General features: G+C 71.6%; 24 protein-coding genes. 11 read left to right on the top strand and 13 right to left on the bottom strand.

Annotated features, from left to right (window positions below; all coding sequences use genetic code 11):
* Positions 1-57: 57 nt before the first annotated feature.
* Positions 58-2,601 carry a tipN gene (locus tag VEB62_RS08090; RefSeq protein WP_324797844.1) on the bottom strand — a complete coding sequence of 848 codons (2,544 nt, stop codon included), beginning with the start codon at positions 2,599-2,601 and terminating at the stop codon, positions 58-60.
* A gap of 116 nt (positions 2,602-2,717) precedes the next feature.
* Positions 2,718-2,903 (bottom strand): hypothetical protein, encoded by a 186-nt coding sequence (locus VEB62_RS08085; RefSeq protein WP_324797841.1) that lies wholly within the window; start codon positions 2,901-2,903, stop codon positions 2,718-2,720.
* Positions 2,904-3,082: 179 nt separating this feature from the next.
* Here VEB62_RS08085 and VEB62_RS08080 point away from each other — a divergent pair, with 179 nt between their 5' ends.
* Positions 3,083-4,546 (top strand): phospholipase D-like domain-containing protein, encoded by a 1,464-nt coding sequence (locus tag VEB62_RS08080; protein ID WP_324797838.1) that lies wholly within the window; start codon positions 3,083-3,085, stop codon positions 4,544-4,546.
* On the opposite strand, the gene VEB62_RS08075 is transcribed toward VEB62_RS08080, so the two are convergent.
* The 5 genes from VEB62_RS08075 to VEB62_RS08055 form a co-directional block, all read right to left on the bottom strand.
* Positions 4,536-5,270, bottom strand: a complete 735-nt coding sequence (locus VEB62_RS08075; RefSeq protein ID WP_324797835.1) for an endonuclease/exonuclease/phosphatase family protein — start codon at positions 5,268-5,270, stop codon at positions 4,536-4,538. The two genes, VEB62_RS08080 and VEB62_RS08075, sit on opposite strands and share 11 nt — an antisense overlap.
* A gap of 95 nt (positions 5,271-5,365) precedes the next feature.
* Positions 5,366-6,058, bottom strand: a complete 693-nt coding sequence (locus VEB62_RS08070; RefSeq protein WP_324797832.1) for a TPM domain-containing protein — start codon at positions 6,056-6,058, stop codon at positions 5,366-5,368.
* Positions 6,052-6,834, bottom strand: coding sequence for a TPM domain-containing protein (locus VEB62_RS08065; RefSeq protein ID WP_324797829.1), 783 nt, complete (start codon positions 6,832-6,834; stop codon positions 6,052-6,054). The genes VEB62_RS08070 and VEB62_RS08065 overlap by 7 nt, the downstream gene beginning before the upstream one ends.
* A gap of 38 nt (positions 6,835-6,872) precedes the next feature.
* Positions 6,873-7,544 carry a LemA family protein gene (locus VEB62_RS08060; RefSeq protein WP_324797826.1) on the bottom strand — a complete coding sequence of 224 codons (672 nt, stop codon included), beginning with the start codon at positions 7,542-7,544 and terminating at the stop codon, positions 6,873-6,875.
* 61 nt (positions 7,545-7,605) lie between these two features.
* A complete protein-coding gene (locus VEB62_RS08055) occupies positions 7,606-8,529 on the bottom strand; it encodes a bifunctional methylenetetrahydrofolate dehydrogenase/methenyltetrahydrofolate cyclohydrolase (protein ID WP_324797823.1) in 924 nt (307 codons plus the stop codon).
* A 96-nt stretch (positions 8,530-8,625) separates the two neighbouring features.
* On the opposite strand from VEB62_RS08055, the gene VEB62_RS08050 reads away from it, so the two are divergent.
* A complete protein-coding gene (locus tag VEB62_RS08050) occupies positions 8,626-10,455 on the top strand; it encodes a PPC domain-containing protein (RefSeq protein WP_324797821.1) in 1,830 nt (609 codons plus the stop codon).
* Between the two features lie 27 nt (positions 10,456-10,482).
* Positions 10,483-11,541 (top strand): type 2 isopentenyl-diphosphate Delta-isomerase, encoded by a 1,059-nt coding sequence (gene fni / locus VEB62_RS08045; protein ID WP_324797819.1) that lies wholly within the window; start codon positions 10,483-10,485, stop codon positions 11,539-11,541.
* Here the strand turns inward: fni and hutH are convergent.
* Genes hutH through hutG form a run of 4 tightly spaced genes read right to left on the bottom strand, consistent with a single transcriptional unit; the run spans position 11,502 to position 15,938 of the window.
* On the bottom strand, positions 11,502-13,031 hold the full coding sequence (gene hutH, locus VEB62_RS08040; RefSeq protein WP_324797816.1) for a histidine ammonia-lyase: 1,530 nt from the start codon (positions 13,029-13,031) through the stop codon (positions 11,502-11,504). The two genes, fni and hutH, sit on opposite strands and share 40 nt — an antisense overlap.
* Positions 13,028-13,459, bottom strand: coding sequence for a hypothetical protein (locus tag VEB62_RS08035; RefSeq protein WP_324797813.1), 432 nt, complete (start codon positions 13,457-13,459; stop codon positions 13,028-13,030). Before VEB62_RS08035 ends, hutH begins: the two co-directional genes overlap by 4 nt.
* On the bottom strand, positions 13,456-15,117 hold the full coding sequence (gene hutU / locus VEB62_RS08030; protein WP_324797811.1) for a urocanate hydratase: 1,662 nt from the start codon (positions 15,115-15,117) through the stop codon (positions 13,456-13,458). The genes VEB62_RS08035 and hutU overlap by 4 nt, the downstream gene beginning before the upstream one ends.
* A gap of 2 nt (positions 15,118-15,119) precedes the next feature.
* Positions 15,120-15,938: an N-formylglutamate deformylase gene (gene hutG, locus VEB62_RS08025; RefSeq protein WP_324797808.1), complete on the bottom strand. Its 819-nt coding sequence runs from the start codon at positions 15,936-15,938 to the stop codon at positions 15,120-15,122.
* 76 nt (positions 15,939-16,014) lie between these two features.
* On the opposite strand from hutG, the gene VEB62_RS08020 reads away from it, so the two are divergent.
* From VEB62_RS08020 to hutI, 3 genes are read left to right on the top strand one after another with little or no spacing between them, the layout of a single operon-like run.
* The gene (locus VEB62_RS08020) at positions 16,015-17,403 is read left to right on the top strand and encodes a formimidoylglutamate deiminase (RefSeq protein WP_324797807.1); all 1,389 of its coding nucleotides are present in this window, start codon (positions 16,015-16,017) and stop codon (positions 17,401-17,403) included.
* Positions 17,400-18,104, top strand: coding sequence for a histidine utilization transcriptional repressor HutC (gene hutC / locus VEB62_RS08015; protein WP_324797804.1), 705 nt, complete (start codon positions 17,400-17,402; stop codon positions 18,102-18,104). Before VEB62_RS08020 ends, hutC begins: the two co-directional genes overlap by 4 nt.
* Positions 18,101-19,315, top strand: coding sequence for an imidazolonepropionase (gene hutI / locus VEB62_RS08010; RefSeq protein WP_324797801.1), 1,215 nt, complete (start codon positions 18,101-18,103; stop codon positions 19,313-19,315). The genes hutC and hutI overlap by 4 nt, the downstream gene beginning before the upstream one ends.
* A gap of 142 nt (positions 19,316-19,457) precedes the next feature.
* Here hutI and VEB62_RS08005 read toward each other — a convergent pair whose 3' ends face one another.
* Entirely contained in the window at positions 19,458-20,057 is a 600-nt protein-coding gene (locus VEB62_RS08005) for a nitroreductase family protein (protein WP_324797798.1), read from the bottom strand.
* A 45-nt stretch (positions 20,058-20,102) separates the two neighbouring features.
* Here VEB62_RS08005 and VEB62_RS08000 point away from each other — a divergent pair, with 45 nt between their 5' ends.
* From VEB62_RS08000 to VEB62_RS07990, 3 genes are all read left to right on the top strand, one after another.
* Positions 20,103-20,753: an NUDIX domain-containing protein gene (locus VEB62_RS08000; RefSeq protein ID WP_324797795.1), complete on the top strand. Its 651-nt coding sequence runs from the start codon at positions 20,103-20,105 to the stop codon at positions 20,751-20,753.
* 20 nt (positions 20,754-20,773) lie between these two features.
* Positions 20,774-21,595, top strand: coding sequence for a serine O-acetyltransferase (gene cysE / locus VEB62_RS07995; RefSeq protein WP_324797792.1), 822 nt, complete (start codon positions 20,774-20,776; stop codon positions 21,593-21,595).
* Positions 21,596-21,666: 71 nt separating this feature from the next.
* A complete protein-coding gene (locus VEB62_RS07990) occupies positions 21,667-21,879 on the top strand; it encodes a DUF3126 family protein (protein WP_298743451.1) in 213 nt (70 codons plus the stop codon).
* 85 nt (positions 21,880-21,964) lie between these two features.
* Here VEB62_RS07990 and VEB62_RS07985 read toward each other — a convergent pair whose 3' ends face one another.
* A complete protein-coding gene (locus VEB62_RS07985) occupies positions 21,965-22,525 on the bottom strand; it encodes a hypothetical protein (protein WP_324797788.1) in 561 nt (186 codons plus the stop codon).
* A 43-nt stretch (positions 22,526-22,568) separates the two neighbouring features.
* Here VEB62_RS07985 and VEB62_RS07980 point away from each other — a divergent pair, with 43 nt between their 5' ends.
* Both VEB62_RS07980 and VEB62_RS07975 read left to right on the top strand, forming a co-directional pair.
* The gene (locus VEB62_RS07980) at positions 22,569-23,438 is read left to right on the top strand and encodes a 50S ribosomal protein L11 methyltransferase (protein ID WP_324797785.1); all 870 of its coding nucleotides are present in this window, start codon (positions 22,569-22,571) and stop codon (positions 23,436-23,438) included.
* Between the two features lie 54 nt (positions 23,439-23,492).
* Positions 23,493-23,951: a hypothetical protein gene (locus tag VEB62_RS07975; protein WP_324797782.1), complete on the top strand. Its 459-nt coding sequence runs from the start codon at positions 23,493-23,495 to the stop codon at positions 23,949-23,951.
* The last annotated feature ends 226 nt before the right edge of the window (positions 23,952-24,177 follow it).

Below are 24,177 nucleotides of genomic sequence, written 5' to 3'. Positions count from 1 at the left end.
ACGTCGAACCGTGTCGACAGGGCGACCGATCCGTCAAGCCTTATTGGTCGGCGCCGGTCAGGCCAGATCGCCGATCGCCGCGTCCAGCAGCATGAAGGCCCGGCCGCCGTCCGACGTCAGCCGTCCCAGAACCCCCGGGCCGTCGTTGGCCGCCGCCCGTGCGGCCAGCTCGCGCGAGAAGGCCCGCACATAGGTCTCGGCGTCCGTGCGCAGGTCGGAGTCGGTCAGCACCCGGCGGGACACGCTGCGCACCGCCGCCGGCGCGACCCGCCGCACGATCTGGCGAGCCCGCTCGGGATCGCCGCCCGCGACGGCCTGGGCGGCCTCCTCGACGCGGGAGCGGGGCAGGAGGGCGTTCGGATCCACGCCCATCCGGCGGATGGCGGCCGTGATCCGGTCGCCCAGCGCCTCGTTGTCGGACGCCGGCATGACCGGCGTGTCGAGATCCAGCGGCGGTTCGGCAGCGCCCTGGTCTTCCAGGTCGCTCCAGCCCAGCCGGTCCTTCTCCGGCTGGTTCGGAACGGCCGCCCCGGGCATGGGCTCCAGTTTCAGCCGCCCGCGAAGGCCAAATCCGCGCGCCTCCTCGGACCGCTCGGGCCGCGTGCGTTGCGGGGGCTCCGGCTCGGGAGGCGTGCTCGCGGCCAGGGCCTCGCGGCGGCGGGTCGTCGGGCTGTCGCCGGAGACCACGCCCATCAGCCGGACGGCCTCGGTCAGCATGTCGTAGTTGCGCCGCACCCGCTCCTGGAAGCCCGCGTCCAGCGCCTCGGTGTCGGCGGCGGCCTTTTGCGAGGCGGCCGACAGGGCGGCGAGACCTTCCTCGACCGAGGCGCGCACGGCCTCGACCCGCTTCTGGGCTTCCTCGGGCAGGCGGGCGGCCCGCGCGTCCAGGTCCTCCATCGCCTCGTCGATGCGGGCCAGGGCGGCGTTCATACGCTCGACGGTGCTCTCGAGTCGCTCGATCGCGTGCTGGCCGGCCTCGTCGACCAGGCCGCTGGTTTCGGTGACGATGCGTCGGGCGCTGTCGACCCGCGCGTCAGCGGCCTGATCGGCCTTCTGCGCCGCGTCGAACAGGGCCTCGCCGAGGCGGTCGGCGCGAACCTGGGCCTGTTCGGCGGCTTCCGCGGCGGCGAGGCGCGAGTCCTCGGCCGTGGCCTGCAGCGCGGCCAGCGCGCGGCGGGTCTCCTCGACCAGGGCGTCGCGCGCCTCGGCCGCCAGCGTCTCGAACTTGTCGAGCGCCAGCTTGGTCGCGCTGTCGAACCCGTCGGCCTCGCGCGCGGACATCTCGACCAGGGCGCGGAACTGGTCGGTGGCGGCCTCGACGAGGTCCTTGATGCTTTCGGTCGTCCGGGCCGAGGTCTGGCCCAGTTCGTCGGTGACGGCGCGGGTGGCGGACAGCTGCTCGGTCAGCTGGGCGCGCTGGCTCTCGACCTGGGCCGAGAAGTCCTCCTGATCGGTGCGCAGGGCGTAGGCGGCGGTGACGAGGGCGGCGCGCTGCTGGCCGAGGCCTTCCTCGACCGACTGGATCTGTTCGGCGACGCCGGAGCCGGCGTTCTCCAGCCGCAGGGTCTGGCGGGCCAGATCGTCGGCGGCGACGCGGGCCGCGTCCTGGGCCTCGCCGGCGGCGGCGGCCAGGTCGGCGGCGCGGGCGGCGAGGGCGGCCTCGGCCTCGCGCAGCTGCGTCTGGGCCAGGTCGGAGGCGTCGACCACCATGCGCGACTGCCGTTCGACCGCGTCGATCACGCCGCTGGCCTGGCTGTCCAGCTGGACGCCCAGCGTCTGCATCTGATCGCGTTCGTGACCGAGCTGTTCGGTCAGCCGGCGCGCCGTGCGGCCGGCCGTTTCAGCGGCCTCGTTCAGTCGCGTGGTCTCCTGCGCCAAGGCCTCGCGCAGCAGCGTCATGTCGTTCCGCGCCCGCTCGGCGGCGAGCGAGGCCTGGTCGATGTCGTTGCGCAGCGAATGCAGGACCTCGCCGGTCTGCTGGGCCGCCAGCGCCGTCGGGGCGATCAGCGCCTCGGAAAGGCTCCGCGCCCGGCGGGTTTCCGCCGCCAGCCCGGCGCCCAGCCGCACCGCGTGGGCCAGCATGATGGCGAGGCCGGCCGGGGCCAAGGCGATCAGGGCGTAGACCGCTATGCGCAGAGGGTCGAGATTGACCGCGCCCGAACCGACTTCGAAGGCCAGCCACGCCGCCACGCCGCCGATCCACAGAGCCGCCGAGACGCCGGCCAGCAGATAGGCGTGTCGCCCGGACGGCGCCGGTTCGGCCGGGCGCCGGGGCGGCGCGGGCGCCGGGGGCGGATCATAGGCGACCGGCGGCGCATCCGCGGACTGGCCCGGTTCGGGCGTGAGGGCGGGGGCCAGTACGACGGCCTCGCGCCTTGCCGCCTCGGCGGCCCGCTGCTCGGCCTGGCGGCGCTCCTCGGCGAGGCGGCGGCGACGGCGTTCGGACATGGGGCGCTCGGCCGCCGGCTCGGGCGCCGGCGCCGGCGCTGGCTCGGGCATGGGTTCGGGCGGGAGGTCCGGCACGGCTTCGAACTCGGCCAGGGCCGCGGCCTCCGGTTCGGGGTCGGTCAGGTTCAGCGGCGGCCGTTGGCGGGACTTCATGAGGCGGCGATCTCGTCAGGATGCGACGTCGCGCAGCCGGGGCGCGCGACCCGTCAGGACCCTAGCGGCTCATTCGCGGCGCGCAAAGGCGAGCACGGACAAATCCGGCGCAAGCGTCAGCAGTCCTGCTTGTGTTCGGTCGCGGTGAACGCCGTGGCGGCCGGTGTCTCGTCGCAGTCGCGGACGCGGTGGATCTCCCGCTGGGATTCCTGCGGGGCGTCGAGCTGCAGGCCGAACTGCGACAGCGCCGCGGCGGCGAGCATGGCGACGAAGCCGATGATCATTTCGATCAGCGCCTGCATCGCCGACCTCCCCCATCCAGAGTTACCGGTGCCTTATGCCCCCGAAACGGTGTTCCGGCAATCGGGAGCGTATTACGCGGCGGGTCGGCATGGATGAGCATGGAACGGAACACGCCGGTGCGCGTCCTGTAAAGCTTGGGGCGCATGCCGCCGTCATGCGAATCGGTCAGGCTGGTGTCATGAGCCTTTCGGCGGACGAACGGATCGGGCCCTGGCTGACGCCGGGGCGGAACTGCTGGCGGGTGGAAACCGCCGGCCGGTTCGCCGTGCTGATGGAGAACGCCGCCTATTTCGAGGCGCTCCGCTCCGCCCTGGGCAAGGCGCGGCGTTCGGTCGTCATGCTGGGCTGGCAGTTCGATCCCCGCACGCGGCTGGACCCGGAAACCCTCCCCGACGACCATCAGGCCCAGGTCGGACACCAGTTGCGCATGCTGGTGAAATCCCGGCCGGAGCTGGACGTCAGGCTGCTGATCTGGAAATCGCCGCTGCTCATCGCCGCGTCGCAGGGCTTCTATCCCCATCGGGCCCAGAGCTGGTTCCGCAGGCGGACGGTGGAGTTTCGTCTCGACAATCCCGGCCCCCCGGGCGCCTGCCACCATCAGAAGGTGGTCATCATCGACGACGCGGTGGCGTTCTGCGGCGGGGGCGACATCGCCACGGACCGCTGGGATTCCGCCGAGCATCTGGACGGCGACCCGCGTCGCTGCCAGCCGTCGGGCCTGATCCCGTCGCCGCGGCACGAGGTCATGTGCGTCATGGACGGGCCGGCGGCCCGCGCCCTGGGCGATCTGGCGCGGGAGCGCTGGTTCCGCGCGACGTCCGAGCGGATCGTCGCGGACGAGCCCGGGGAAGACCCGTGGCCGGAGGGCGTGGAGCCCGATCTGTTCGACACGCCGGTCGCCATCGCCCGAACCGAACCGGCCTGGGCCGGACGGGCCGAGGTGCGCGAGAACGAGACCCTGCACCTCGACGCCATTCGCCGGGCGCGTCACCTGATCTATCTGGAGAACCAGTATTTCACCTCGCCGAGGATCGCGGCGGCCCTGGCCGAGCGCCTGTCCGGGCCTGACAGCCCCGAGGTCGTGCTGGTCTCGACCGGGGGCAGCCCCAGCTGGTTCGACCAGATCACCATGGACACCGCGCGCTCGGAGGTCCTGTTCCGGCTGGAACAGGCGGACACCAACAACCGCTTCTTCGCCTTCGCGCCGCACACGCGGGGCGGCGAGCGGATCATCGTGCACGCCAAGGTGTCGATCTATGACGACGAGGTGCTGCGGATCGGCTCGACCAATCTGAACAACCGCTCCTTCGGCTTCGACACCGAATGCGACGTGGCGGCCGCGCCGGGGACCGAGGCGGGGCGCGCGGCCATCCGGCGGTTCCGCCACCGCACCATCGGCCACTGGATCGGCGAAAGCGCCGCGGAATTCGCGGCGGCCGAGGCCCTGGTCGGATCGGTCGGGGAGGCCATACATCGCTTCGACACCGGCCGGATGCGGACCCTGGGCGCGACGCCTCCGTCCGCGGTCGAGCGGTTCATCGCCGAGTTCCAGCTTGGGGACCCGACCTCGCCCGCCGACGCCTTCCGGCCGTGGAAGCGGCGCAGTCCGTCGCAGCGAAACCGGCCGCGGATCAGCTCCTGATCTCGAAGTCCACGACCAGGGGCAGGTGATCCGACGCCATGCGGGCGAGGGGCGAGAACGGCGCCATCACGCCCGTCACCACCAGCTCCGGGCTGGTGAAGCAGTGGTCGATGCGGATGGCGGGAAAGCTGGAGGGGAAGGTCTTCACCGAGGGCCGCAGACCCAGCGCGCGCTGACAGTCGGACAGCCGCCGGGCCAGCGCCTGATAGGGCCGGGTGATCGAGGTGGCGTTGAAGTCGCCGGTCAGCAGGGTGGGGCCGACGCACGACGGATGACCCAGCCACCCCTCGCCCAGCAGGGCGGCGGCCTGCAGCCGCTGTTCGCGCGGCACGAGGCCCAGATGGGTGTTGATGACGTTGAGGTTCACTCCGTCGAAATCGATGGCCGCCCACAGCGCGCCCCGCGGCTCCAGCCCCGGCACGCCGCGGATCGTCGGCAGCGCCCCCGACTTCACCAGCCGCTCCGGCCGCAATGTCAGGATGGCGTCGCCATACTGTTCGGCCTCGACCTTCATGGCGGCGTGAAAGTGAAAGGTCATGGCCAGGCGGTCGGCGATCGCCCGGGCCTGGTCCACGAGCCCCGTCCGGGCGCGGCCGACGTCGAGCTCCTGCAGGCAGACGATATCCGGTTCGTGCTCGGCGATGACCGCGGCGATCCGCCCGACATCCAGCCTCCGGTCGACGCCGACGCAACGGTGCACATTGTAGGTCAGCAGGCGGGGCATGAGGTCCTGGGAACGGGCCGAAACGCTCTGAGGCGGTCGGGCTAGGCCATTTCAATCAGGAATGCGACCCCCATGGACCGCGTTCCGGTCGCCTGTCAGATCACGACCAGCCGGTCCGGAACCTCGTTGGGATTGGCGGGATGCGGGGGGAAATGCTCCGCCAGGACCGCCCCGCACAGCCCGATCGCGGCCTCGAAGCCGGCCGCCGGATCGTCGCGCTTGAGTCCCTGGGAAAGCGCCGCGGCCGCGTCCCCCCAGACCGACTGATCCACCTTGTCGTGAATGCCCTTGTCGGCGACGACCTCCACCTGATGGTCGGCGAGAGCGGCGAAGATCAGCACGCCGGTGCGCGCCTCGGTGACGTGCAGGCCATGGGCGAGAAACTGCTGCACGGCGGCCTCCCGGACGCGAGCCCGCCGGATGGCGCGGGGCGTGATCCACCGTGTGACCGCCGGCAGCCGGGTGATCAGATAGACGCCCAGGAACAGGACGGCCTGGATCACGGCATAGGCGCCCAGGGCCTGTCCGACCGAGACGTCGCGCGCCGCCAGATGGGCCGCTTCCCAGCTGTCGGCCATTCCGGGTATCCACGCCGGATCGAAGCCGACGGGGATCAGGCCGAGCGGCAGGATCAGCGCCGCCGCCGCGGCCCAGCCCAGCGAGACGTCGCGATACGACGACACGCGCCGCGCCAGCACGCAGAAGATTTCGCCCGATGTGCGGGCTTCCGCCGCCGCGATGGCGGCCGCGATCCGGTCATGGGCTTCACGTGTGAGATCGGTCACCATCCGCCGGACGCGCCCCCGCCGCCAAAGCTGCCGCCGCCGCCGCCGAAGCCGCCGCCGCCTCCCCCGAAACCGCCGCCCCCGCGACCGCCGCCGCGCATCGCTTCGGCCGCCGCCCAGATCAGGATCGGCGCCAGGCCGGAACCGCGCCGGCGACGACCGCCCCGGGCCAGTCCCCCGATCATGGAGATGAACATCAGGCCGAAGATGACGCCGATGAAGATCACGGGCCCGGCCGGGACGCCGGCCTTCGGTCTGGCGGCGGCGGCGGCCCGCGCCTGCGCTTCCGCCGGATCGAGCCGCAGCTGCCGGTCGATGGCGTCAACGCCCTGCTCGATGCCGCGCTCGAAATAGCCTTCGCGGAAGGACGGAAGGATCTCGTTGTGGATGATCAGCGCCGACAGCGCGTCCGTCAGCACGGGCTCCAGGCCATAGCCGACCTCGATCCGCACCTTGCGTTCCTCGGGCGCGATGATCAGCAGGACGCCGTTGTCGTCGTCCGCCTGGCCGATGCCCCAGGCCCGTCCGAGCTGATAGCCATAGTCCTCGATTTCGCGGCCATCGAGGCTGTTGACCGTCACCACGACCAGCTGGTCGGAGGTATCCCGCTCGAGGGCTTCCAGCTTCGCGGTCAGCGCCGCTTCCTTTTCGGGCGTCAGAAGCCTCGCCTGGTCGACGACCCGCCCGGTCAGGGTCGGGAATTCAGGCCCCCGCGCTGATTGAGCGACCGCGATCTGTGCGGAAGCCAGCCAGACGCCGGTCAGCAGGGCGACCAGCAACGCCGCAAGACGGCCTGGCCAGGGGGACGTGGACGAATTCACTGCGCGGGCGGAGCCGCGCCGGGCGTCGTCGGCGCGGCGGCGCCGCCGGGCCGGGCCGGGTTGATGGCGTCGAAATTCACGGTGGGCGCGGTCTGGGCGGCTTCCGTCGCCGTGAACAGCTGCATCGGGTCGGACCCCGCGTGGATCGTCTTGGCCCAGATCACCGTCGGGAAGGTGCGCAGCGAGGTGTTGTAGTCCCGCACCGCCTCATTGTAGTCGCGCCGGGCCACCGCGATGCGGTTCTCGGTGCCCTCCAGCTGCGATTGCAGGGCGATGAAATTCTGGTTCGACCGGACTTCCGGATAGCGCTCGACCACCAGCATCAGGCGCGACAGGGCCTGGCTCAGTTCGCCCTGGGCGGCTTGGTAGCGCTGGAAGGCGGCGGGATCGTTGAGGGTCTCGGGCGTCACCGTGACGCCGGTGGCGCGGGCCCGGGCCTCGATGACCTGGGTCAGGGTGGTGCGCTCGGCGATCGCCGCGCCCTGCACCGTGGCGACGAGGTTGGGGATCAGGTCCGAGCGGCGCTGGTATTGCGACTGCACGTCGGCCCAGCGGGCCTGGGCGGTCTCTTCCTTGGTCGGGATGGCGTTGACGCCGCAGCCGGCGGCGGCCGGGGCCAGGACCACCACGGCCGCGATGGCCGCCATGCGGGGGTTCAAGGGAATCATCGACGTCTCCTGACAGGCTGCGGCCCTGAATGGATGACTATCAGGGGTTAGGCCCTGCCGTTCAAGCGTCCAGCGGTTCCGGCGGCACGCCGGCGGCGCGGCAGGCCGCGGTGTAGGTGTTGGCCAGCAGGCAGGCGATGGTCATGGGTCCGACGCCGCCCGGCACCGGGGTGATGCGTCCGGCCACCGCCGCGGCCTCGTCGAACGCCACGTCGCCGACGACCCGGGTCTTGCCCTCGGCCGCCTTCACCGGATCGCGCGACGGAACCCGATTGATGCCGACGTCGATCACCGTCGCGCCGGGACGGATCCAGTCGCCGCGGATCATTTCGGGGCGGCCCACGGCGGCGACGAGGATGTCGGCGGTGCGGCACAGGGCCGGCAGGTCGCGGGTGCGCGAATGGGCGATGGTCACCGTGCAGCTCTCGCCCAGCAGCAGTTGCGCCATCGGCTTGCCGACGATGTTGGAGCGCCCGACGATGACCGCGTTGAGGCCGGACAGGTCGCCCAGCTCATGCTTCAGCAGCATCAGGCAGCCCAGCGGCGTGCAGGGGACGAGGCCCGGCAGGCCGACCGCCAGCCGCCCGGCGTTGACGACGTGGAAGCCGTCGACGTCCTTGTCCGGGTCGATGGCCCCGAGCACCGCCGCGGCGTCGATATGGCGGGGCAGGGGCAGCTGGACGAGGATGCCGTGGATGCCCGTGTCGGCGTTCAGCGCGGCGATCAGCTCAAGCAGCGTCTCCTGGTCCGTGTCAGCGGGCAGGCGATGGGTGTCGGATCGCAGCCCGGCCCGCAGGGTGGTCTCGCCCTTGTTGCGCACGTAGATCTGGCTGGCGGGATCGTCGCCCACGATGACCACGGCGAGGCCGGGCTTGACCCGGTGCGCCGCCTCAAGGCGGGCCGACGCGGCGGCGACGCGCTCCACCAGGCCGGCCGCGAAGGCCTTGCCGTCGATCAGGGTCGCGCGGGCGGGTTCGGCCGTCATGGTTTCGGCTCCGGTCGTCAGGAATCGTGCGGTGAGCGCGATTTACAGACGGCGCGGTTCGGCGTCTATGATCGTGGCCGCAATCAGGGGGACCGCATGCGCCGTCACACCATTCTCGCCGCCAGCAGTCTGGCGCTCGTCCTGGCCGCCGGCCCCGCGCTGGCGCAGTCGGCCGCGCCGCTGGCCGTGGGCGCCACGGTCGAGGGATCGATCGGGGAGGGCGACCTGACCGAGGCCGAGGACTCCTGGCGCTACGACGACTACGCGATCAGGGCCCGGGCTGGTCAGCGGCTCGAGGCCATTCTGCGGTCCGGGGCGTTCGACGCCTATCTGGAGGTGTTTCCCGAAGATGCGACGGCGGAGGCCCTGGCCTCGGACGACGACGGCCTGGGGGAGGGCACGGACTCCCGCCTCCGCTTCACCGCCCCGACGGCGGGAACCTATATCCTGCGCGCCCGGCCGCTTTCCGGGCTGGAAGGCGGCGCCTACACCCTGAGCCTGGCTGAGCGGCCGCCGCCGCCCCGCGCCCCGCGTCCGTCCGGCATCCGCGTCGGACAGACGCTGCACGGGGAGCTGTCGAACCGCGATCCGGAAACCGACGACGGGCTCCCGTACGACGCCTTCAGTTTCAGGGCCGGGCAGGGCGATCGCATCGCCATGGCCCTGGACAGCGAGGCGTTCGATCCGGTGCTCCGCGTCGGACGGATGGAGGACGGCGCCTTCGTCCAGCTGGCGGAGAACGATGACGGCTCCGACAGCGGCCTTAACTCGCGGCTGATCTTCACCGCGCCCGACAACGGCGAATACCTGATCCGGGTGACGCCGCTCAATGCGGCCGACGCCGGCGCCTACAGCCTCGGCCTGCAGGAAGGACCGCCGCCCGTCGCGGCCCAGTCGATCGCGGTCGGAGCGACCGTCGAAGGCGAACTGACCGAGAGCGACGGCAAGAGCGAGAGCGACACCCCGGCCGACGCGTACCGGTTCGAGGGCCGCGAAGGACAGCGCGTGCGCATCGACATGACCTCGGAGGATTTCGACACCTATGTCGAGCTGTTCGACGAGAACCGCGTTAGCCTGGACGAGGACGACGACGGCGGGCCGGAAGGCACGGATTCGCGTCTGACCTTCACCCTGCCGCGCACCGGCTCGTACATCGTCGAGGCGCGGGCCTTCTCGGAGGCTACGGGCGACTACAGCCTGTCGATCACGGAGGTCGAGCCGGACCGCGCGCCGGACAGCATCCCCTTCGGCGCCAGCCTGCAGGGCGAGATCGGCGAGAGCGACCCGCGCGACGATGAGGACCGCGGCTACGACGCCTTCACCTTCTCCGGCCGCGAGGGCCAGAGGATCCAGGCGATCATGCGGTCCGGCGACTTCGACACCTTCCTGCAGGTCGGCAAGGCCGACGGCGAGTTCTCCGCCCTGGCGTCGGACGACGACGGCCTGATGGAGGGCACGGACTCGCGCCTGAACTTCACCCTGCCGGAAGACGGCGACTATGTGTTGCGGGCTTCGCCCCTGGGGTCGGACGCGAAGGGGCTCTACGCGCTCGAACTGATCGACCGCGGTCCGCAGCCGCAGCCGGGCAGCGTCTTGGTCGGCGCGACGGCCTGGGGCGCCCTGACGGAGACCGACGCGACCACCGACAGCAACAGCCACTACGACGCCTACCGCGTCACCCTGCGCGAGGACGAGAAGCTGCTCATCACCATGGTCTCGAACGACGTCGACAGCTTCCTGACCGTCGGGCGCGAGAAGGAGGACGGCGAGTTCGAGGTGCTGGGGTCCGACGACGACGGCCTGACCGACACCCACGCCAAGCTGGAATGGACCGCGCCGGAAGACGGGACCTTCGAGATCCGCGCCGGGGCCTACCAGCAGGGCCAGACGGGCGCCTACGCCCTGACGGTCGAGAAACAGCCCTGATCCCACCGCGACCGGCGGAGTAAGCGTTTGACCGACATCACCGCCCGCAAGGACCAGCACCTCGACGTGATCCTGGCGGGGAAGGCCCGGCACGGGCGGGACAGCGGTTTCGCCGACATCCGGTTCGTGCACGAGGCCCTGCCGGATCTCGACCACGGCAAGATCGACCTCGGCGCGGACTTCCTCGGCCGGCGGCTCAAGGCGCCCCTGCTGATCAGTTCGATGACCGGCGGGCCGAGCCGCGCCGAGGCCATCAACGCCCGGCTGGCCGAGGCGGCGCAGCATCTCGGCATCGCCCTGGCGGTCGGGTCGCAGCGCGCGGCGCTGGAGACGGAGGGCGCGACGCCGGGGCTGGACATGGCGCTGCGGCTCAAGGCGCCGGACACCCCCATCCTGGCCAATATCGGCGCGGCCCAGCTGACCCGCGGCTTCGGCGTCGACGAGGCCCGGCGGGTGCTGGACATGATCGCCGCCGACGCCCTGATCGTGCATCTGAACCCGCTGCAGGAGGCCTGCCAGCCCGAGGGCGACCGCGACTGGTGGGGCGTCGGGGCGGCGCTGGAGGCGCTGGTCAAGGCGCTGGACGCCCCGGTGCTGGTCAAGGAAACCGGCGCCGGCATCTCCGCCGCGACGGCGAAGCGGCTGGTCGAGATGGGCGTCGCGGGCATCGACGTGGCCGGGGCCGGCGGCTCGAACTGGGCGACCGTCGAGGGCGAGCGGGCCACGGACGCCGGCGACAAGGCCCACGCCGCCGCCTTCGCCGACTGGGGCATTCCGACGGCGCGGGCCATCGCCGAGGTCCGGGCCGCCTGTCCAAAGACGACGATCATCGGCTCGGGCGGGGTGGCCGACGGCGTCGACGCCGCTAAAGCCATCCGGCTGGGCGCCGACATGGTCGGTCAGGCGGCGGGCGTGCTGGCCGCCGCCACCGTCTCGACCGAAGCCGTGGTCGAGCATTTCCAGACCGTGATCCGCCAGCTGCGCACCGTCTGCTTCTGCACCGGCTCGGCGAACCTCACCGCCCTGCGCCGCGCGCCGCTGCAGGATCAGGCCGACGGGAGCAGGTCTCCGGCGAAGGCGCGGTAGCGACCGCTTCTGACCCCGTCCGTCGCCCGCGCGATGTCCGGCGCGAAATAGTGGTCGCTGCCATAGGCCGCCGCCGCCTCGCGCACCACGGCGAAGACCTGTTCCAGCACCGGCGATGAGGTCAGCGGCCGGTGGAACTCGATCCCCTGCGCCGCCGCCAGCAGTTCGATGGCCACGACGGCGGCGGTGTTCTCGGCCATGTCGAGCAGGCGGCGCGCGCCATGGGTGGCCATGGAGACGTGGTCTTCCTGGTTGGCGCTGGTCGGCACCGTGTCGATGCTGCACGGGTGCGCCACCATCCGGTTCTCGGCCACGAGGGCGGCGGCGGTGACCTGGGCGATCATGAAGCCCGAGTTCAGTCCGCTTTCCTTCACCAGGAAGGCGGGCAGGTCGCTCATCTTCGGATCGACGAGGATCGAGGTCCGGCGCTCCGAGATATTGCCGATCTCGCACAGCGCCATCGCGATCATATCCGCCGCGAACGCCACGGGTTCGGCGTGGAAGTTTCCGCCCGAGATGACGTCGCCCTCGTCGATGAAGACCAGCGGATTATCGGTCACGGCGTTGGCCTCCCGCGCCAGCGTGGCGGCGGCGTTGTTGAGCACGTCGAGCACCGCGCCCATGACCTGCGGCTGGCAGCGCAGGGAATACGGGTCCTGCACCTTGGCGCAGTCGTGGCGGTGGCTCTCGCGGATGGCCGAACCGCTCATCAACTCGCGCAGGCGGGCGGCGACGGCGATCTGGCCCGGCTGGCCGCGCAGGGCGTGGATGCGCGGGTCGAACGGCGCGTCGGAGCCCTTGAGCGCATCGACGGACAGCGCCCCGGCGGCGATGCCGGCCGCGAAGGCGGCCTCGGCGGCGAACAGGCCGGCCAGCGCCAGCGCGGTCGAGCACTGGGTGCCGTTGAGCAGGGCGAGGCCTTCCTTCGGGCCCAGCACGATGGGCTTCAGCCCCACGGTGGCGAGGGCGGCCTCGGCCGGCAGGGTCTCGCCGCCCACGCGCGCCTCGCCGACGCCGATCAGGACGCAGCTCATATGCGCCAGCGGGGCGAGGTCGCCCGAGGCCCCGACCGAGCCCTTGGACGGGATGCAGGGCAGGACGCCGCCGTTGACCATGGCGATCAGGGCCTGGAGCGTCTCGCGGCGGATGCCCGAGGCGCCCTTCGACAGCGAGGCGATCTTGAGCACCATCAGCAGGCGGACGACGCGGTCGTCCAGCAGTGGCCCGACGCCGCAGGCGTGGCTCAGCACGAGGTTCTTCTGCAGGGTCTCGAGGTCGGCGGTGGCGATCGAGGTGTTGGCCAGCAGGCCGAAGCCGGTGTTGACGCCATAGACGGTCCGGCCCTCGGCCACGATGGCGGCGACCACGGCCGCGCCCTTGTCGACGGCGGTCCACGAGGCGGGGGCGAGTTCGACCGTGCAGGGCGCGTCGAGGACCGCGCGCAGCTGGGCGAGAGTGAGGGGAGATTGGCCGAGGGTGAGATGGGTCATGCTGTGGCTCGGCAAGGCGTTTCAGCGATCGGTAAGGTCAGGGTGGCGTGGGGTCCGGGAGGAGACTCCGTCAGCCCCGGGAACTCCGAATAGGGCAGCGCCGCTGTAATGCTGGAGTTGGCTGGTACTCGAACCTGGCAGCCCGGGCAGTAGCCGGTGTTCTCATCGCGGATCGAGAAACGCCTGCCGTCGTCCTCGACGTAGACTCGCTCCGACGCAAAATCCAGCTGGCCCCCGCGTGTCGGCCAGAGGTCCGAGGCGATGCAGCGGTCGTAGCCTGAGGGGTTCGCGAGCGAGAGACGGAAGGCGGTTTCGCCGGGTTCGACGCTCAGGTCCAGTGGCGGCCGATTCGCGATGACGGGCAGGGATGCGCAGGCCGACAGGACGACCAGGGCGCCGGCGATGATCGGGAGATCTCTAGCGGTCATTTCAGGCTCGGCAAGTTGAGGCCGTGCTCTCGGGCCGCCTCCTTCGCGATCTCATAGCCGGCGTCGGCGTGGCGCATGACGCCGGTGGCGGGGTCGTTCCACAGCACCCGCTCCAGCCGTTTCGCCGCCTCCGGCGTGCCGTCCGCCACGATGACCACGCCGGAGTGCTGGGAATAGCCCATGCCGACCCCGCCGCCGTGGTGCAGCGACACCCAGCTGGCGCCCGAGGCGGTGTTGAGCAGGGCGTTGAGCAGCGGCCAGTCGGAGACGGCGTCGGAGCCGTCCATCATCGCCTCGGTCTCGCGGTTGGGGCTGGCCACCGAGCCGGAGTCGAGGTGGTCGCGGCCGATGACGATCGGACCCGACAGTTCGCCCGAGGCGACCATGTCGTTGAACATCAGGCCGGCGCGGTGGCGGTCGCCGAGGCCGATCCAGCAGATGCGGGCGGGCAGGCCCTGGAAGGCGATGCGCTCGCCGGCCATGTCGAGCCAGCGGTGCAGGCCGGCGTTGTCGGGGAACAGCTTTTTCATCGCCGCGTCGGTCTTTCGGATGTCGTCCGGATCGCCGGTCAGGGCGGCCCAGCGGAACGGACCCACGCCGCGGCAGAATAGCGGGCGGATGTAGGCTGGCACGAATCCCGGGAAGTCGAAGGCGTTCGTCACCCCCTCGTCGAAGGCGACCTGGCGGATGTTGTTGCCGTAGTCGGTGACCGGAACCCCTGCCTTCTGGAAATCGAGCATGGCCCGGACGTGGACCGCGCAGGACTGGCGCGCCGCCTCCTTCACCGCCTCGGGATCGGACACGCGCCGGTCCTCCCATTCCGCGACCGTCCAGCCCTGCGGCAGATAGCCGTTGACCAGGTCGTGGGCGCTGGTCTGGTCGGTGACCAGATCGGGCCGGACGCCGCGCTTCACCAGTTCAGGCAATACATCCGCCGCATTGCCCAACAGGCCGACGGATATCGGTTTTTTGTCCGTCTTGGCTTTCTCGATCAGGGTCAGGGCCTCGTCCAGCGTCTCGGCCATGACGTCGAGGTAGCGGGTCTTGAGCCGCATCTCGATCCGGCTTCGCTGGCATTCCACAGCCAGGCACGACGCCCCGGCCATGGTCGCGGCCAGGGGTTGCGCCCCGCCCATGCCGCCGAGGCCGGCGGTGAGGATCCACTTGCCCGACCAGTCGCCGCCATGGTGCTGGCGCCCGGCCTCCATGAAGGTCTCCCAGGTGCCCTGAACGATGCCCTGGGTGCCGATGTAGATCCACGAGCCGGCGGTCATCTGGCCGTACATCATCAGGCCCTTGCGATCGAGCTCGTTGAAATGCTCCCAGGTCGCCCACTTCGGTACGAGATTGGAGTTGGCGATCAGCACGCGCGGGGCGTCGGCGTGGGTGCGGAAGACGCCGACCGGCTTGCCGGACTGGACCAGCAGCGTCTGGTCGGGCTCGAGCGCGCGCAATTCGTCGACGATGCGGTCGAACGACGGCCAGTCGCGCGCGGCCTTGCCGATGCCGCCGTAGACCACCAGGTCCTCGGGCCGCTCGGCCACCTCGGGATCGAGGTTGTTCATCAGCATCCGCAGGGCGGCCTCGGCGGCCCAGGTCTTCGCGGTCATCTCGAGGCCGCGGGGGGCGCGGACGACGCGGGCGTTGGAGGCGGTCATGATCAGGCTCGCTGGCTGAGTGCGAAGTCGCGGGCGGCGGTGAGGACGTCGCGCAGGGTGCGCGTGATCGGCGCGGCGCGGGCCGGGTCGAAGGGCGTGGGCCAGGTCGCGGCGGTCGCGGTCGCCGGCTCGTCGATATAGCCCCGGGCCGCCAACTCCATCTGGATGGCGTGAACCCCCGTCTCCGGCCGGCCGTAACGCCTCGTGGTCCAGCCGCCCTTGAAGCGGCCGTTGACGACGTGGCTGTCGCCCGAGGCGACGCAGGCCGCCTCGACCGCGGCGGTCAGGGCGGGGGCGCAGGTGACGCCGCCGTTGTCGCCGATGTTGAACTGCGGCAACTGGCCGTCGAACAGGCGCGGCACATGCGAGCGGATCGAGTGGGCGTCGTAGACGACGACCGGGCCGTTGGCCGCCAGCCGCTCGATCTGGCCGGTCAGGGCGGCGTGATAGGGATCGAAGAATTCGGCGCGGCGGGCCTCGATCTCGACCGCCCCGGGCTCTTCGCCGGGGTGATACAGGGGCTCGCCGTCGAAGGTCTCGAGGGGGCACAGGCCGGTGGTGGTCATGCCGGGATAGAGGGACTGGCCCGACGGGTCGCGGTTCACGTCGATGACGCTGCGGGAGATGGCGGTGCGGACGGTGGTGGCCCCCAGCGCCCCGGCGAAGGCGTAGAGGCGGTCGATCCACCAGTCGGCGTCCTTGCGGGCCCGCCACGGGTCGGCCAGGCGCGCCTCGATGGCGGCGGGAATGTCGGTGCCGGCATGGGGGATGGCGACGATCAGCGGGGCGTCGCCGGGCGTCACCGTCAGCCAGTCCGTCATCACCGCCTCCCTCACCATCCGCCCTGGCCTGCCCGTCTTGCCAGCCTGCCGATTATGTATAGACATATTCAGGCCGATGGAGGTTTGTCCAGTGCCCGAAGCCGCCGCACACAGCCTGTTCTTCGCCCGCGCCCTGCTGCCCGGCGGGTGGGCGGGCGACGTGCGGATCACCGTCGCGGACGGCCGGCTGGCGAAGGTCGAGACGGGCGTCGCGCGCGGGGCGGGCGAGGCCGATCTGGGCGTCGCCCTGCCGGGCCTGTCCAACGTGCACAGCCACGCCTTTCAGCGCGCGATGGCCGGCCTCACCGAGGAGCGCGGGCCGACCGCCGGGGACGACTTCTGGTCCTGGCGCGCGTTGATGTACCGCTTTCTGGACCGGGGCGGGCCTGATGAGATCGAGGCGATCACCGCCCTGGCGTTCGCCGAGATGTTGGAGGGCGGCTTCACCCGGGTAGGGGAGTTCCACTACCTGCATAACGACCCGGATGGCCGGCCCTACGCCGATCCCGGCGAACTGGCCGGGCGGATCGCGGCGGCGGCGGCCGGGACCGGGATCGGCCTGACGCTACTGCCGGTCTTCTACGCCCACGCCGGGTTCGGAGGGCAGCCGCCGGCGCAGGGACAGCGCCGCTTCATCAACGACGTGGACCGGTTTTCGCGCCTGATGGAGGAGAGCCGGCGGCTCGCCGCGGCCCTGCCGGACGCCGTGGTGGGCGTGGCCCCGCACAGCCTGCGGGCGGTGACGCCGGAGGAACTGGCCGCGGTCGTCCCGATGGCCGGCGACGGGCCGGTGCACATCCACGCCGCCGAGCAGACGAAAGAGGTTCAGGACTGCCTCGACTGGTCGGGCGCCCGGCCGGTGCAGTGGCTGCTGGACAACGCGGCGCTGGATCGGCGCTGGTGCCTGATCCACGCCACCCACCTGACGCCGGACGAGACCGCGCGGATGGCGGCGAGCGGGGCGGTGGCGGGGCTGTGCCCGGTGACCGAGGCCAATCTGGGCGACGGCGTCTTTCCGGCGGTGGAGTTCCTGGGCGCGGGCGGGGCCTTCGGCGTGGGCACGGACTCCAATGTGCTGATCGATGCGGCCGGTGAGCTGAGAGCGCTGGAATACAGTCAGCGGCTGACGCGTCGGGGTCGGGCCGTGCTGGCGGACGCCGGCGCCTCCACGGGCGGGACGCTGTACCGGCGCGCGCTGGCGGGCGGCGCGCGGGCGACCGGTGGAACGACCGGCATCGCCGTGGGGGAGGCGGCGGATCTGGTGGCGCTGGAGACCGACGACCTGGCCTATGCGGGCCGTCGCGACGACGCCCTGCTGGACAGCCTGGTGTTCGCCGGGCCGAAGCGGGCGATCCGGACGGTCTGGCGGCGCGGGCGGGTGGTCGTCGAGAACGGGCGTCATGTGCACCGGGCCGCGATCGAGGCGCGCTATCGTGCGGCGCTGGACGCCGTGTTGGGCGGATGAGCTCGCTGCACCGCCGGATCGGCGCGGACATCGAGCGGCGCATCCTGTCCGGAGAGTGGCCGCCCGGAGCGCGGGTGCCGACGGAGGCCGAGCTGACCACCCAATACGACTGCGCACGGATGACGGTGTCCAGGGCGCTGACGGACCTGTCCGCGCGGGGGCTGATCGTGCGGCGTCGGCGGGCGGGGTCGGTGGTGGCGCGGCCGCCGGTGCATTCCGCCGTGCTCGACATCCCCGACATCGCCGCCGAGATCGCGGCGCGGGGGATGGCCTATGGCTATGAACTGATCGAGCGGGGGGTGCGCGACGCGACCGATGACGAAGCGTGGCTGGGCGACCAGGGGGTCCTGTCGGTCGTCTGCCTGCATCGGGCCGACGGGGCGCCGTTCGCGCTGGAACGGCGGCTGATCGGGCTGGCGGCCACGCCCGAAGCGGCGGACGAGCCCTTCACCGAGGTCTCACCCGGGGGCTGGCTGCTGAAGCGGGCGCCGTGGACCGAGGCCGAGCACAGGATCGCCGCCGTGGCCGCCGACCGCGAGACGGCGCTGCGGCTGGACCTGGCGCCGGGCGAGGCCTGCCTCAAGCTGGAACGGCGCACCTGGGCCGACGGGCGGGGCGTGACCTGGGCATGGCAGACCTTTCCGGGTCAGGTCTATGATCTGGTCGCCCGCTTCTCGCCCGCCCGTCCGGAGGCCCGATGACCGTCGACCGTCTTCTGATCGACTGCCGCCTCGCGACCATGGTGGAGGGCGGCGAGCCCTACGGGGCCATTGATGACGGGGCGATCCTGATCGCCGACGGCCGCATCGTCTGGGCCGGGCCTCGCACGGCTTTGCCGACGCACGAGGCGGCGGAAACGGACCGGCTGGACGGCCGCTGGGTCACGCCGGGACTGATCGACTGCCACACCCACCTGGTCTTCGGCGGCGACCGGTCGGGCGAGTTCGAACAGCGGCTGGGCGGCGCCACCTATGAGGAGATCGCCCGCGCTGGCGGCGGCATCGTCTCGTCGGTCGCGGCGACGCGGGCGGCGTCGGAAGATGACCTCTACGCCAGCGCCCTGACGCGCCTCGCGGGTCTCACCGCCACCGGCGTCACCACCATCGAGATCAAGTCCGGCTACGGCCTCGACCGCGACAGCGAGCTGAAGATGCTGCGCGTCGCCCGGCGGATCGGGCGCGAGGCGGGCGTGAGGGTGCGGACCAGCTATCTCGGCCTGCACGCCGTGCCGCCGGAGCATCGGGCGGACCGGGCCGTCTATGTGGACAAGGCTGTGGATGAAATCCTGCCCGCCGCCCACGCCGAAGGTCTCGTCGACGCAGTCGACGCCTATTGCGAGCCCATCGCCTTCTCCGCCGACGAGGTGGCCCGGCTGTTCGAAAAGGCCCGCGCCCTCGGCCTGCCGGTCAAGCTGCACGCCGACCAGCTGTCGGACGGCGGCGGGGCGGCGCTGGCCTCGCGCTACGGGGCGCTGTCGGCGGACCATGTCGAGCACACCGGTGAGGCGGGCGTGCGCGCCATGGCCGAAGCGGGTGTGGTGGCCGTGCTGCTGCCCGGCGCCTTCCTGATGCTGCGCGAGACCACGCCGCCGCCGATAGACCTGTTCCGGCGGCACGGGGTGGCCATGGCGGTGGCGACGGACTGCAATCCCGGCACCTCGCCCGTGGCCTCGATGACGGCGGCGCTGAACCTGGCCTGCGTGCAATTCCGCCTGACCCCGGAGGAGGCCTTGGCCGGGGCCACCCGCGTGGCGGCCAGGGCGGTGGGCCTGGCGGACGAGATCGGTACCCTCGAGGCCGACAAGGCCGCCGATCTGGCGGTGTGGGACATCGAGCGGCCGGCCGAGCTCTGCTACTGGCTGGGCAAGCCCCTGCTGGCGCGGCGGTATGTGGGCGGGATCATGCGCGGGTAATCGTCCGGACAGCCGAATCCCGTCAGTCTCCGGGCATGCGCCCCGCCCGCGACCGCACCGAAGACCTGATGATCGTCGCCCTGGTCGTGGTGACCCTGCTGTTCGCCGTGGCCGTCGGCTTCTCGATCCAGGCGGCCTTCGCCTAGGATCGATAGACTACCTTCTGCGACAGGTCCGGCCGCTGGCGCTCCAGCGGCGGCTCGGCCAGCGTGCCGATGTGGACGAAGCCGGCGACCCGTTCGTCTTCCGTTACGCCCAATAGTTCAAGCGTTTGCGAGTCATAGCTGTACCAGTCCGTGATCCAGCTGCTGGAATATCCGAGCGCGTTGGCGGCGTGTTCGAGGTTCATGCACACCGCCCCCGCCGAGAGCTGCTGCTCCCAGACCGGCTTGGCGCTGGGCGCCGGCGCCGAGACCACCAGAATCGATACGGGCGCGGCGGTCAGCTTGGCCAGCACCTTGCGGGCCTTGCCCGGATCGGGCTGGCGGTCGGCGTGCGGCAGCAGGGCGTCGGCGAGGGCCGCGCGGCTTTGCGGCCCCATGACCACGAAGCGCCACGGGAACAGCGCGCCGTGATCCGGCGAGCGAGCCCCCAGCGTCAGGATGCGCCCGATCTCGTCGCGGGACGGGCCCGGGGCGGCGAGCGCCTGGGCCGGAGCGGAGCGGCGCGTGGCCAGACGGGCCTGAAATTCGGGCGAGGGCGTGGGGAGGGGGAGGGGCTGGCCCAGGTCGGCGTCGGTCATGCGGCCTGACTAGTCGTCCGCGCGGCTCTGCGCCATATGCGGACGATGACAGACTCGCGCGATCCCTTCGACTCCGACCGTCCGACCCCGGCCTGGGACGACGGGGCCGGACGGCCGCCGCCCTGGCGCAGCGACGGCGAGAGCGTGATCTTCGACAATCCGTGGATGCGGCTGACCCGGCACCCGGCGACGGCGCCGACCGGGATGGAATGCGACTATGTGGTGATGCGCCCGCGGAACCTGTCGGTCGGGGTGCTGCCGGTCCACGAGGACGGGACGGTGACCCTGGTCGGCCAGCAGCGCTTCGCCCTGATGAACTGGTCGTGGGAGATGCCCGAGGGCGGCGCCCCGTTCGACGAGGACCCGATCGAGGGGGCGCGGCGCGAACTGGCCGAGGAGGCGGGGCTGCGGGCGGCCTGCTGGCGCGAGGCGCTGAAGGTCGAGATGTCCAACTCCATCACCGACGAGCGGGCGCTGGCGTGGATCGCCTGGGACCTGTCGCCTGTGCCGTCGGAACCGGACCCGACCGAGGTCATCCGCGTCGCCCGCGCGCCGTTCGGCGACCTGCTGCGTGAGATCGGGCGCGGCTCGGTGCGCGACATGTTCACGGTGGCGACCACGCTCAGGGCCTACCATATGGCCCGCGAGGGCGATCTGCCGCCCGAACTGGCGAAGGCCATGCTGGCGAGCGTATGATGCTCCCGAAGGAGACCCGGATGCCCAAGCTCGAAGTCGTCGCCGCCCGTCCGGACACCTGGGCGCAGCTGCGCCTCGCCGCCGACGAGACCGCGCGCGCCGAGCCGCACCTGGCCTCGCAGATGAACGCGGTGATCCTGTCGCACACCAACCTCGCCGCGGCGCTGGGCTTCCAGATCGCGCGCAAGCTCGGCGACGCCGAGCTGGGTCCGATGTCGGTGCGCGAGATCTGCCGCGACGCCTTCGAGGCCGATCCGGGCATCGTCGAGGCGGCCGAGGCCGACCTGCGCGCCGTGGCCGAGCGCGATCCCGCCATCAAGACGCTGTTGCAGCCCTTCCTCTATTTCAAGGGCTTCCAGGCGCTGCAGGGCCACCGGGTGGCGCACTGGCTGTGGAGGCAGGGCCGCGACTCGCTGGCCTTCCATTTCCAGAGCCGCATGTCCGAACTCTTCCAGGTCGACATCCACCCGGCCGCGCGGCTGGGCTCGGGCCTGTTCCTCGATCACGGCACGGGCATCGTCATCGGCGAGACGGCGGTGGTCGGCGATGAGGTGTCGATGCTGCACGCGGTGACCCTGGGCGGCACCGGGGCCGAGCGCGGCGACCGCCACCCCAAGATCGGCCGGGGCGTGCTGCTCGGGGCCGGGGCCAAGGTGCTGGGCAACATCACCGTCGGCGACTACGCCAAGGTGGCGTCCGGTTCGGTGGTGCTGAAACCGGTGCCGCCGGGCTGCACCGTCGCGGGCGTGCCGGCCCGGCTGGTCAACTGCCCCACCGAGGCGGCGCCGGCCCGGACCATGGACCATACGCTGGCCGACATCGTCTATGACTTCGTGATCTGAAGCGTTGAGGGTTTCCCTTCGGCGGGCCTTTCTCTAGGGTCCGCCGCTTCACGACTGACCTGAGGCCGACCATGAACACCGCCGACATGAAGCGCGTCGAGACGCACCTGAAGCGCACCTTCAACACCGGCGGCATCATTCTGAAGCCACGCGGCAAGCCCAGCGACTCGGCCGAGGTCTATGTCGGCGACGAGTTCATCGGCGTGGTCTTCGAGGACGAGGACGAGGCCGGGAGCTTCATGTTCGAGATGGCCATCCTGGCGGAAGACCTGCCGGAAGCCTGATCCGCGTCAGCGAGCGCGCACGAAAAAGCGCCGGAGGATCGCCCCTCCGGCGCTTCGTCGTTTCAGGCCGCGTTTCTGGCGGCGATCAGTTGGTCTTGCCGAAGATCGCGTCGAGGAGTCCGGTCAGGAACCCCTTCTTCTCGGCGGGCTTGGCCGCGGGCGCGGCAGCGGCCGGAGCGGCGGCCGGAGCCGGGGCGGCGGGCTTCGGAGCCGCGGCGGCGGCGGTCGGCTTCGCAGCCGGGGCGGCCTTCGGAGCCGCGGCCTTCGGCGCCGCCTTGGCGGCGGACTTCTTCGCGGCGGCGGGTTTCTTCGCGGCGGCGGCCTTCGGAGCGGCAGCCCTGGCGGCCGGTTTGGCGGCGGCCTTCGGAGCGGCCTTCGGGGCGGCCTTGGACGCGGCGGCCTTCGGAGCCGCGGCCTTGGCGGCGGGCTTCTTCGCGGCCGCGGGCTTGGCGGCCGGCTTCGGCGCGGCGGCCTTCACCACCGGCTTGGCCGTCGCGGCCTTCGCGGCGCTCGACTTTGCCGCCGGTTTCGGCTTGGAAGCGGCGGACGCCGCCTTCGGTTTGGCGGTACTCGGCTTGGACGGTGCTTTAGCCATGGTTTCCCCGACCCCTCGGTTCAGTTGGTTGATGCTGGCGGTGGAGCGCACGCCAGCGCGTGTCTCGATTCGTCATGATAGCGGTGTTTGAGAAATGTCCGAGTCCGCAGTTCAAATAATCGCGAGAGGCCCGCGCGCGATCGCGGAGGCCGCCGCGATGTGTCTGGATTCCGACCCGCTGCTGGAGGGCGCCACCTATTCGATCCTCGAGGAAGACGAGGACCGGGGTATATGGCGGATCGACGCCTTTCCCAATGATGAAGACGACGCCCGGGGCATCGAGGCGCGGCTCAGGGCGCACGAGGGTCTGACCGTCCTCGTCGAGAAGCTGGCCGACGCCGACTGGCTGGCCATGTCCCTGTCCGGCCTGCCGCCGGTGCGGGCGGGCCGCTTCTTCATCTACGGCGCGCACGACCAGGGCGTGGTGCCGAGGAACACCGTCAATCTGAAGATCGACGCCGGCGCGGCCTTCGGCACCGGCCACCACGGCACCACGGTCGGCTGCCTGCTGGCCTTCGACGAACTGCTCAAGCGCGAGCGGTTCGAGCGGGTGCTGGACGTCGGCTGCGGCACCGGCGTGCTGGCGATCGCGGCGGCCAAGACCGGATCGAGAGTGGCGCTCGGCACCGACATCGACGCGCCCTCGGTGCGTATCGCCAACGAGAACGCCAAGCTGAACATGGCCGACGCCCGCTTCGTCCACGCCTTCGGCCTCAACGACCGCAAGGTGCGGGGACAGGGGCCTTACGACCTCGTGTTCGCCAACATTCTCGCCCCGCCGCTGGTCAGCCTGTCACAGGACATCAAGGAGGCGCTCAAGCTGGACGGCGTCGCCATCCTGTCCGGCCTGCTGCGCACCCAGGAACGCCGCGTGACCGCCGCCTATCTGTCGCGCGGATTCGTGCTGGAGCGCCGCATCCGCCGCGACGCCTGGAGCGCGCTGGTGCTGCGCCGGGTGGGTTAACGGCGGAACGGACGCCGGGCGCAACCGTTGCGGCAGTTCAATGGAGGACTGCCCGTGACCCAGTACGATCCGAACACCGATCCGAGCCGACCGCGTCCGGGTGAACCGACCTACACCGAGACCACCACCGAAACCGTGGTGGTGCGCGAATCCAACTCCGGCTGGTGGATCGCCGGCATTCTCGGCGGCCTGGTGCTGCTGGCGGTGCTGTGGATCCTGTTCGCCCGCGGCGGGGCGCAGACCGACGAGGAGATTCTCGACGCCCGCCTCGACGCCGCCGAGGCCCAGGCCCAGGCTGACGCCGCCCTGGTCCAGGGCCAGGTCGCCGGAGCCCAGGCCAGCGTCGACATCGCCCGCGCCGACGCGGCCCGGTCGCAGGCCGAGGCGGTCCGCGCCGCCAGCGAGGCCCGCGCGGCCGAGGCCCGGGCCTCGACGCCGGTGGTGATCGAGCGCCAGGTTCCCGCGCCGTCGCCTGACGCGCCGGTGGTGTCGCCGACCTCGCCGCAGAACTAGGTCTCCGGGTTCGACTGGCCGCGTCGCCCCCGGAGAGGCCGCTCACCTCCCCATCGCAGATGGGGAGGGGGACCGCGCGAAGCGTGGTGGAGGGGGCGGCGCCGGCCGGAAGTGATGAGCAAACAGCTTGTCGACGCCCGCGCCGCCCCCTCCGTCCGGCCCGCTGATCGCGGCCCGGCCACCTCCCCACGGGGTGGGGAGGTGAAACCCGTCCTCACCTCCCCAT

Origin of the sequence: Brevundimonas sp. (assembly GCF_035626975.1) — a bacterium.
Lineage (GTDB): Bacteria > Pseudomonadota > Alphaproteobacteria > Caulobacterales > Caulobacteraceae > Brevundimonas.
The sequence above is the reverse complement of the archived record's forward strand: the minus strand, read 5'-3'. Positions and strand labels throughout refer to the sequence as shown.